The sequence below is a fragment of the Streptomyces sp. NPDC059917 genome (genome assembly GCF_042730635.1).
In the GTDB taxonomy this organism is placed as follows: domain Bacteria; phylum Actinomycetota; class Actinomycetes; order Streptomycetales; family Streptomycetaceae; genus Streptomyces.
Genome location: NZ_JBHWLC010000038.1, coordinates 73,584 through 82,539, shown reverse-complemented (window position 1 = coordinate 82,539; position 8,956 = coordinate 73,584). Strand labels below are relative to the sequence as shown.

The window sequence follows — 8,956 nt, the reverse complement described above, 5'->3', positions numbered from 1 at the left end:
CCGTGCGCCCCGCCCCGCCGTGCGGCTCAGCCCTTGTCGGGCCGGTCGGTGACCCGCAGGGTGTTCAGCAGCGGCTTGCCGAAGCCGCTGTGCGTGACGAAGCGGATGTTGAGGACTCCGTCGGTGACCGTGACCGTGTAGCTGCGGGTCAGGGCCGTGTAGGTGCCCGCCTCCAGGGCGATGTCCAGCGAGGGCAGGACCTGGACGCCCTCGGCCAGGACGTCGAAGACGCGCTTGTCGGGCCGGGTGTTGGACAGTTCGGCGAAGCCCAGCTCCACCGTGTAGGTGCCGTTGGGCACGTTGTCGAAGCGGTACTCGTACATCCCCTCGCGGGCGTTGCGGAAGAGCCGCTGATCGTCCGTGGCGAGGATGGCGTGTCCGGTGGACTTCACCGTCGAGGCGCCCTGGTAGCCGTAGGACCCGGCGGTGTACTTGCGGTCCGGGGACCAGGTGTCGCCGAGCGTGTCCGTGGCGGCGTAGTCGGAGCCCGCGTCCAGCGCCGCCTGGTAGCGGGGCACGACCACCTTGACGGGCACGGTCAGCACCGGGGTGCGGCCGCTGCCCGAGGTGATCTTCAGGTCCGTGCTCAGCACCGTGCCGGGGGCCAGGCCCGTGGTGTCCACGGTGAGGGCGAGGGCCGCCTTCGCCCCGGTCGGCAGGTCGCCGGCGCCCGGGGTGGCGCTCAGCCAGGCCGCGTTCTCGGACACCGTGAAGGCGGTGCCCAGGCCCGGGTTGGTCAGGTCGAGGGTGCGGGTGCGCTTCTGCTCCGGCGGGACGACGACCTCGACGCTCGCCTTGGCCGGGGTGACGCGGGCCGTGCGCAGGGAGCGGCTGAGGGCGGTGACGTCGGCCGCCTTGACATCCACGGTCGCCTGGGCGCCCTCGTACGACGGGGCCGTCAGGGTGACGGTGGCGGAGCCGGAGGGGCTCTGGACGACGTAGCCGCCGTCCGCCCCGGTGGTCGCGGTCACGGCCGCGGCTCCGGCGCCGACGGTCACGGTCGCGCCCGCCACCCCGTTGCCGTCGTTGGCGTCGAGGACCCGCCCGGCCACCACGCCGCTCCTGGTGGTGCGGAAGGCGACGGAGAGGCCGTCGGTGATGCCCGCCGTGTTGTAGGAGTACTTGAAGGCGTCCGTGCCGGTGGCGTTCTCCACGCCGATGGTGGCGCTGGAGCCGCCCTTGATCCCGGCGCCGCCGGTGTTCTTGTAGGTGTAGGTCACCTGGCCGTCCTCGCCGATGGCGGCCGAGAACGAGAACTTGTCGGCCTGCGCCGACCAGTGCGCGACGTCCCGCCATTCGATGACGTACGTCCGGTGCGGCGCCGTGCCGGTGACCGCGGTAAAGACGCCCGAGCCGGTGCCCGCGGCGCCGACGACCAGGTCGTCCCAGAAGGGGTAGAGCGCGGCGTTCGGCGTGCCGGCGCTCGGGATGTCCCCGTTGATGTCGCTGGTGTTGTTGCCGCCGAAGCTGACGGTTCCGTTGGTGCCGATCCAGGCCTGCCCGTAGGTCCTGCCGTACAGCGGCAGCGGGAAGGGCAGGTCGACCCGCTCGGTGGTGTTGTCCCCGGTCAGCGCGAGCTGGCGGTCACCGGCCGCGTAGGGGCGGCCGCCCGCCGCGGCGCAGGCGTAGCCGTAGGTGTCGGTCCGCTCGGGGAGGTTGACCGTCACCGTGGTGTCACCGGCGACGGTGACCCGGCTGGCGCCCCCGGTGAGGCAGCGCGAGGAGTGGGTCGCGCTCACGTCGTACGTTCCGTTCGGCAGGGTGACCTCGAAGCGGCCCTGGCCGTCGGCGGTCGCGGTCACCGGGGTGTCCGCGATGGTGACGGTGGCGCCCGCGGCCGGTCCGGCCGCGGAGGTGACGGTGCCGGTCAACTTGCCGGAGGCGGCCTGGCTGAGGGTGAAGTCGCTGGTGGCGGTCGCGCTCGCGGTGACCGTGGCGGTGGCGGTGGCCTGGCCGAAGCCGAACTTCGCGGCGGTCAGGGCGTAGTCGCCGACGCTGAGCGAGGGGAAGCCGTAGCTGCCGTCGGCCGCGGTGGTCGCCGTGCGGTCGATCGGTCCGTGCGCGGTGACCTTCACTCCGGCGACGGGCTGGCCGCCGTCGGTGCGGACGGTGCCCGCCAGTGCGCCGACCTCGCCGCGCGGGGCGGCCTGGACGGCGGCCAGGGCATCGAGGCGGCCCTCGCCGAAGACGTTGTTGTCGGCGGCGTTGCCGCCGCAGGTGGTGTCGCCGGTGTCCTGGGCGGTGCCGTCGAGCAGGGCCTCGGTCTGCGCGACGTCGCCTTCGAGGGCGGGCGCGGCGGACCACATCAGGGCGACGGTGGCCGCGGTGTGCGGGGAGGCCATGGAGGTGCCGGAGAAGGCTTCGTAGGTGCCGCCGGGGACCGAGGAGCGGATGTTGACCCCGGGGGCGGAGAGATTGGGCTTGACGATGCCGCCGGGGCCCGCGCCGCGCGAGGAGAACGACGCGACGGCGTTGTTGATGTCGAAGGCGCCGGAGCTGTAGGAGTGCGCGTAGTCGCCCGGTGATCCGCTGGTGGCGCAGGCGGGTCCGTTGTTCCCGTTGGAGAAGGCGGGGAAGATGCCCGCCGCGCGCCAGGTGTCGACGATCTGCTGGTACCAGTCGTCGTGCGCCGCGCTGCCCCAGGAGTTGTTGACGATGTCCGGGGCGAGGTCGGGCCGCGGGTTCTGCCCGTTCAGGTCGGTCGGGGCCACCACCCACTGGCCGGCGGCCAGCAGGGAGGCCTCGGAGCAGGAGTTGCTCTCGCAGCCCTTGGCGGCGATCCACTTGGCGCCGGGCGCCACGCCGATCTTGTTGGCGCCGCCGTCGTCGCCGACCATCGTGCCCATGGTGTGGGTGCCGTGGTCGTTGTTGTCGCAGGGGGCCGCGGTGGTGCAGATCCCGGCCGGGTCGTACCAGTTGTAGTTGTGGTCGTAGCTGCCGTCGGCGGCCCGGCCGCGGTACTGGTTGGCCACGGCGGGGTGGGTGTAGTCCACCCCGCTGTCGATGTTGGCGATGACGATGCCCTCGCCGCGGACGCCGTACTGGCTCCAGACCTGCGGGGCCTTGATCCGGTCGATGTTCCACTCGACGGCGTCGGCGGCGGCCTTCTCCCGCTTGCCCTCGGCGGGCTTGGGGATGGAGACCTTGTCGTCGGCGTCGATCCGGGAGACCTCGGGGCGCTGGGCGAGGGTGCCGGCGAGCTTCTCGCTGCCGACGACGCGCACCGCGTTGACGATCCAGTAGGAGGTGTACTCGGCCCCGGCGCCGTCGAGGGCCTTGCGCAGCTCGGTCTGGGTGCGGGCCGCGTGGTCCTTCTTGGCCTTGAGCACCGCCCCGGCCTTGCCGGTGCGGGTGGGCTGCTCGGCGGCGGCGGTCAGGTCCGCGGCGCTGTCGAGGTAGACCCAGAAGGCGGCCTTGCCGCCGTCGAGCTGGGTGCGGAGCTTCGGTTCGATCTTCCGCTCGGCCGCGGCCTTCGACGGGTCGGGCTCGGGGGCCGCGGCCGCGGCGCCCGCGCCGAGCGGGAGGAGCAGGAGCGAGGTGAGCGCGGCGAGTGCCGCGCGTAAGGGCCTGTTCGGCTGTGCCACGTGTGGTCTCCTCGTACGACGTGTGCAGGTGTGTGCAGGTTGTGCGCGAAGGACGTGCGTGACGTGCGCGGGTCATGGTGATCCGGCCGACATGTTCATTACAAGGGAGCGTTTTGCGCCGCTCCCGGCCGCCGGGTGGCCCGTACGGACCGGCCGGGTGAGCCTGGGAGACATGGACTCGGACGAAGTGGCCGGTGTGCGCCTCGCTTCCGCGCGGGGCCGGTGGATCCTGCTCGCCACGGTGCTCGGCTCGTCCATGGCGCTGCTGGACTCCACCGTCGTCAACGTCGCCCTGCCCCGGATCGGGCAGGACCTCGGCGCGGACCTGGCCGTGCTCCAGTGGACCGTCAACGCCTACCTGCTCACCCTCGCCGGGCTGATCCTGGTCGGCGGAGCACTCGGCGACCGCTACGGCCGGCGGCGCGTCTTCGTCCTCGGCGTGACGTGGTTCGCCGTCGGCTCGCTGCTGTGCGGCATCGCCCCGAACGCGGGCGTGCTGATCGCGGCCCGCGCCCTCCAGGGCATCGGCGGGGCGCTCCTCACCCCCGGGTCGCTCGCGCTGATCCAGGGCTCGCTGCATCCGGACGACCGGGCGCGGGCCGTCGGCCTGTGGTCCGGCTTCGGCGGGGTCGGCGCGGCCGTGGGCCCCTTCGTCGGCGGATGGCTGGTGGACGGGCCGGGCTGGCGCTGGGTGTTCCTGCTGAACGTGCCGGTCGCCGCGCTCTGCGTGCCGGTGGCGCTGCGCCACGTACCGGAATCGAGGGATCCACAGGCGCACGGGCGGTTCGACGTGGCCGGGGCGGTACTGGGAGCGGCCGCGCTGGCGCTGGTGACCTACGCCCTGATCGAGGCCCGGTCGGGCTCCGCCCTGGTGGTGGGGGCCGCGGTGGTTGGCGTGGCACTGGCCGTGGCCTTCGTCCTGCTGGAGCGGCGACGGGCCGATCCGATGGTGCCGCCGGGGATCTTCGCCTCGCGCCAGTTCACCGCCGTCAACCTGGTGACCCTGTGCGTGTACGCGGCCTTCGGCGGCTTCTTCTTCCTCTCCGTGCTCCAGCTCCAGGTGGTCGCCGGGTACTCGGCGCTGGCCGCGGGGGCCGCGCTGCTGCCGACGACCGCGTTGATGCTGCTGCTGTCGGCCCGCTCCGGGGAGCTGGGCGAGCGGATCGGGCCGCGGATCCCGCTGACGGTGGGGCCGCTGCTCTGCGCGGCGGGGATGCTGCTGATGCTGCGGGTGGGTCCGGGGGCCTCGTACCCGCTGGACGTGCTGCCCGCGCTGCTGGTGCTCGGGGCGGGGATGGTCACGCTGGTGGCCCCGCTGACCGCGACGGTACTGGCCTCCGTGGACCCGGGCCGGGCGGGCCTGGCCAGCGGGATCAACAACGCCGCGGCCCGGGCGGCCGGTCTGCTGGCCGTGGCGGCGCTGCCGCTGCTGGCCGGGATGGGGCCGGACGCCTACCGCTCGGCCGAGCAGTTCGGCGCCGCCTTCGACCGGGCGATGCCCTGGTGCGCGGGGGTGCTGGTGCTCGGCGCCCTGGTCGCGTGGGCGACCGTACGCTCCCCCGCGCCCGGGGCCGCCCGACCGCAGTGCCACACGCAGTGCGCGGTGACCGCTCCGCCGCTCGAATCCCCCGGAGCGGCGGAGCGGCCGGACCCGCCGGCCTGAGGCGTCACCCGCGGGTCGCGCTCACCACCCGGAGGGGGCGGGCGGCGCCACCACCGGCGGGCGGTCGTCGCAGGTGATCGTGTTGGGCAGCTCCCACGGGGCGAGCCAGGGCCCGGTTCTGCCGCCGCCGTCATTGCCGCCGAGGTCGGTCAGGGAGAACTCCGACCCGGTGGCGGGGAATTGGAAGGAGCCGCAGTTGTTGACGCCGACGGCCCCCACGTTGCGGGCGTCGACGTTCTCGAAGGTGGCGGAGCCGGCCGAGCGGGCGCTGACCACCGAGGTACCGGTGCCGTCCACCCGGACGTCCTTGAAGTGCACGTTGTCGATCCGGTAGAGGTCCTTCACGGGCCAGTCGCTGACCAGCATGATCGCGTTGTAGGTGCTGTCGAGGAAGGCGTTCCCGATGACCTGGACGTCCGCCCGGTCGATGCTCCGGTCCAGTGCGTAGAACCAGATCGCGCCGAGGCCGATGTTCCAGTTGAGCTCGTAGGTACCGGCGCGGACGGTGGTGTTGCCGCTGATCCGCAGCTCCCCGGTGAAGGGTTCCGCGCCGAAGCGGGATCCGACGTGCAGGGCGCTGCCCTCGCGGACCGGATCGGCGATCAGGTTGTCGGAGATCGTGGTGTCGGCGCCGCCGTAGACCGCGATGCCGTTGGCCAGGGTCGGGCTCTGCACGGTGTTGTGGGAGAAGGTGTTGCGGGCGTCCGCGGTCCTCTCGGACCACAGCGCGAGGCCGTCGTCGCCGGTGTTGCGGACGAAGTTGTCCTGGACCAGGGAGTCCGTGACCCCGGTGTGGAAGTTGAGGCCGTCGGCGATCTGGTCGACGATGACGTTGCGGGTGACCTTCAGACCGCTCATCGGGCCGTCGAACCAGAGGCCGACCTTGGTGTGGTGGATGTACAGGCCGTCGACGGTCGAGTCGCTCAGGGCCCCGCCGACGCCGTTCACCTGGTCGGTGTCGACCCGCTCGCGCACGTCGCCCTCGATGGCGAAGCCGGAGAGGTGGACGCCCCTGCTGCCACCGGCCGCGGCGTCCTTGCCGTAGAACCCGACGCCCCTGCCCTTGACCACGGTCCACCAGCTGCCCGCGCCCGTGATGGTCACGTCGTCGACGACGATGTGCCGGTTCACCTGGTAGGTGCCGGGCGGCAGGTAGACGGGGACGTGGTGGCGGCGGGCGAAGACGACCGCCCGGTCGATGGCGTCGGCGGAGTCGCGGCGGCCGGTCGGATCGGCCCCGAACAGCAGCGCGTTGGCGGGCGTCGCCGTCAGCCGGGGCGCGCCGACCAGCTGCGAGTCGAGCAGGTCGATCACGGTCCGGGCCGCCGCGCTGTCCGCGGGCACGGTGAGCCGGACCCGGTCCCCCGCGCGATAGGTCCGGCCGAGCAGCAGCCGCTGCTCGTCGTACATGTGGTGCGGCCGGAAGGGCTTGGCGATGACGGGCGCGGGGGAGGTCGCGGCCGGGACGCACCCGCACTCGGTGATCCACCAGTCGGGGTGGAGCAGGTCCCCCCGCGGGTCGTTGCTGAAGGGGTACTGGTTGTACAGCCAGGAGTACTGCGAGGTCAGCGTCATGGAGCGGCGGTTCTTGCCGTTGACGGTGACGTCGAGCGGGGCCGTGATCCCGCCGCCCGCCGGGGCGTCGGGAAGGCTGTAGCGCACGGTGATCGCGTCGGCCGCGGCCGGAAGGGTGAACTCCACGTACCGGCCCGGGGCCAGTTGCACCGCCTTGCGGCCGGAGGCCTCGGCGGGCAGGGCGTAGGCGGAGCGGTCGGGGCCGATGACGGAGCCGTCGGTCACCGCGTTCTCCGCCTCCTGCTCGACGAAGTCCACACGGGCGCCGCGGCCCTGGACGAGGGCGGGATCGAGGGCGGCCCGGGTGACCACCGGGGCGGCGGGGACGGTGGGGGCGCCCGGGGCCGCGGGCGCCGCCGGTGCGCCGATGCCGCCGTGCTGGCGGTGAGCGCCGCCAGCACGGCGGCCGTTCTTCTTCGTGACATGGCCGGACAGTAGGGCGCGGCTCGATGCCACAGCAATACTCCTGCCAAGAATCTTCTATCCACTGTCGGATTCTTGCGGCGATCTGTGCTGTGGCGGACTCATGGAACGGCTCGTACCGTGGAGTCCCTGGCCCCTCCTGCGTCGGGAGCCCCATGTGCTGGAGTGCGACGGCCGACCTGGTCGCCGGTACGGCGATCACCGCCGTCGGGCTGGTGTGCGTCGCCCTGACCCGTCGGGCCCGCGACCTGCCCGTCGCCGCGCTGCCGCTCCTGCTGGGCGGCCATCAGCTGGTGGAGGCCGCGCTCTGGCACTCCGGTGGGGGCCGCGGCCCGGCCGCCACCGCCTGGGCCGTGATCGCCCTGCCGCTGCTGGCCGCGTGGGTGCCGTTGGGCGTGCTGCTCGCCGCGGGCCCCGCGGCGGCCCCCGGGGTGCGGCGACGGCTGCTGGTCCCGACCGCCGTGGGGCTGCTCACCTCGGGGTTCCTGGCGTACTGCCTGGCCACGCGGCCGGTGACCGCCGAGCTGCGCGGCCACGTCGTCGGCTACGGGGTGAGCGTGCCGTACCTCCCGCTCGCGCTCGCGGGCTATCTCTTCGCCACCCTCGGCCCGCTGCTGCTGGCCGGTGACCGGCTGCTACGGGTGCTCGGGGTGGTGATGGCCGCCGGAGCGGCGTTCTGCGCGCTGGTGTGGCGCCTGGAGTTCGCCTCCACCTGGTGCGCCTTCGCCGCGGTCGCGTCCGTGCTGGTGCTGGGCTGGGTGCGCCGGGACGCGGGCGGCCGCGGTCACTGGTTCTTGGCGCCCAGGACGAACAGCAGGTAGACGAAGAAGGCGAAGAGGTGGCCGACGAACAGGTAGATCGTCAGCCGGATGATCAGGCCGCGCGGGAACTTCGACTCGATGCGCTTGGCGACCGTCGGCTCCGCCCCGGCCACCGCCGACGCGTCCGACGGGACCTCCTGCGCTACCTCTGCCGACACGTTCTCTCCTCGGGTCACGGTGCGACTCCTCTGCTCTCAGTGGTGCGTGGTGGCCGCGCCGCCGAGGCACAGCCCGGCGAGGCTGCTCTGCAGCAGGGTGTGGACGAACAGCAGATCGGCCCCGCCCTCGGCGGCCGCGCCGATCCGGTGCGGGGTGAGCGAATCGAAATGGGCACTGTCCCCGGGCTCCAGGACGTGCCGGGTCTCCCCCAGGTACAGCCGCAGCCGCCCCTTGAGGACGTACAGCCACTCCTCGCCGGGGTGCACGCGCACCAGCTCGCCCTGCTCGCGGGCGTACGGCACGTGCACCCGCAGCGCCTGCATCCCCCGCCCCGAGCCCCCCGCCTGCCAGTAGGTCCAGCCGTCGGCCTCGCGGGCACCCGGCCCGCCGGCCCGTACGATGGGGTCGGCGACCGCGGGGGTCTCTCCGAGCAGCTCCGAGACCGTCGTGGCGTAGGTACGGGCGAGCTCCAGCAGCAGCGGCAGCGAGGGCTGGCGGCGACCGGTCTCCAGGCGGGACAGGTGGGCGGGCGAGAGTCCGGCCCGCGCGGCGGCGGCCTCCAGGGTCAGCCCGGCACGGCGGCGCAGCTCGCGCAGCTGGGGGGCGACCGTGGTGGACGGCTCCGCGGGAGCGCCGGGCGCCGCGTGAGCGGTGCCGGAGGGGCCGGAGGCAGGTCCGGGACCGGGGTTCATGCCCCGATTGAGCCAGAAACTTACCTGCCTGGCAATTCT

At 73.4% G+C, this 8,956-nt stretch carries 5 protein-coding genes and 1 pseudogene; 2 read left to right on the top strand and 4 right to left on the bottom strand.

All coding sequences use genetic code 11. The features are described 5' to 3' along the window. Positions 1 to 26: 26 nt before the first annotated feature. A complete protein-coding gene (locus ACFWAR_RS22385; RefSeq protein WP_385779775.1) occupies positions 27 to 3,584 on the bottom strand; it encodes a S8 family serine peptidase in 3,558 nt (1,185 codons plus the stop codon). A gap of 172 nt (positions 3,585 to 3,756) precedes the next feature. Between ACFWAR_RS22385 and ACFWAR_RS22380 the strand changes: the two genes are divergently transcribed. Then, positions 3,757 to 5,247, top strand: a complete 1,491-nt coding sequence (locus ACFWAR_RS22380; protein ID WP_385779772.1) for an MFS transporter — start codon at positions 3,757 to 3,759, stop codon at positions 5,245 to 5,247. Between the two features lie 21 nt (positions 5,248 to 5,268). On the opposite strand, the pseudogene ACFWAR_RS22375 reads toward ACFWAR_RS22380, so the two are convergent. Then, positions 5,269 to 7,247, bottom strand: a pseudogene (locus tag ACFWAR_RS22375) (glycosyl hydrolase family 28-related protein). Positions 7,248 to 7,400: 153 nt separating this feature from the next. Between ACFWAR_RS22375 and ACFWAR_RS22370 the strand changes: the two are divergent. Then, on the top strand, positions 7,401 to 8,066 hold the full coding sequence (locus ACFWAR_RS22370; protein WP_385779770.1) for a DUF6629 family protein: 666 nt from the start codon (positions 7,401 to 7,403) through the stop codon (positions 8,064 to 8,066). Here ACFWAR_RS22370 and ACFWAR_RS22365 read toward each other — a convergent pair. Further along, positions 8,030 to 8,224, bottom strand: a complete 195-nt coding sequence (locus ACFWAR_RS22365) for a DUF6126 family protein (RefSeq protein WP_385779767.1) — start codon at positions 8,222 to 8,224, stop codon at positions 8,030 to 8,032. The two genes, ACFWAR_RS22370 and ACFWAR_RS22365, sit on opposite strands and share 37 nt — an antisense overlap. A 36-nt stretch (positions 8,225 to 8,260) precedes the next feature. Then, entirely contained in the window at positions 8,261 to 8,917 is a 657-nt protein-coding gene (locus tag ACFWAR_RS22360; protein WP_385779764.1) for a helix-turn-helix domain-containing protein, read from the bottom strand. Positions 8,918 to 8,956: the final 39 nt, after the last annotated feature.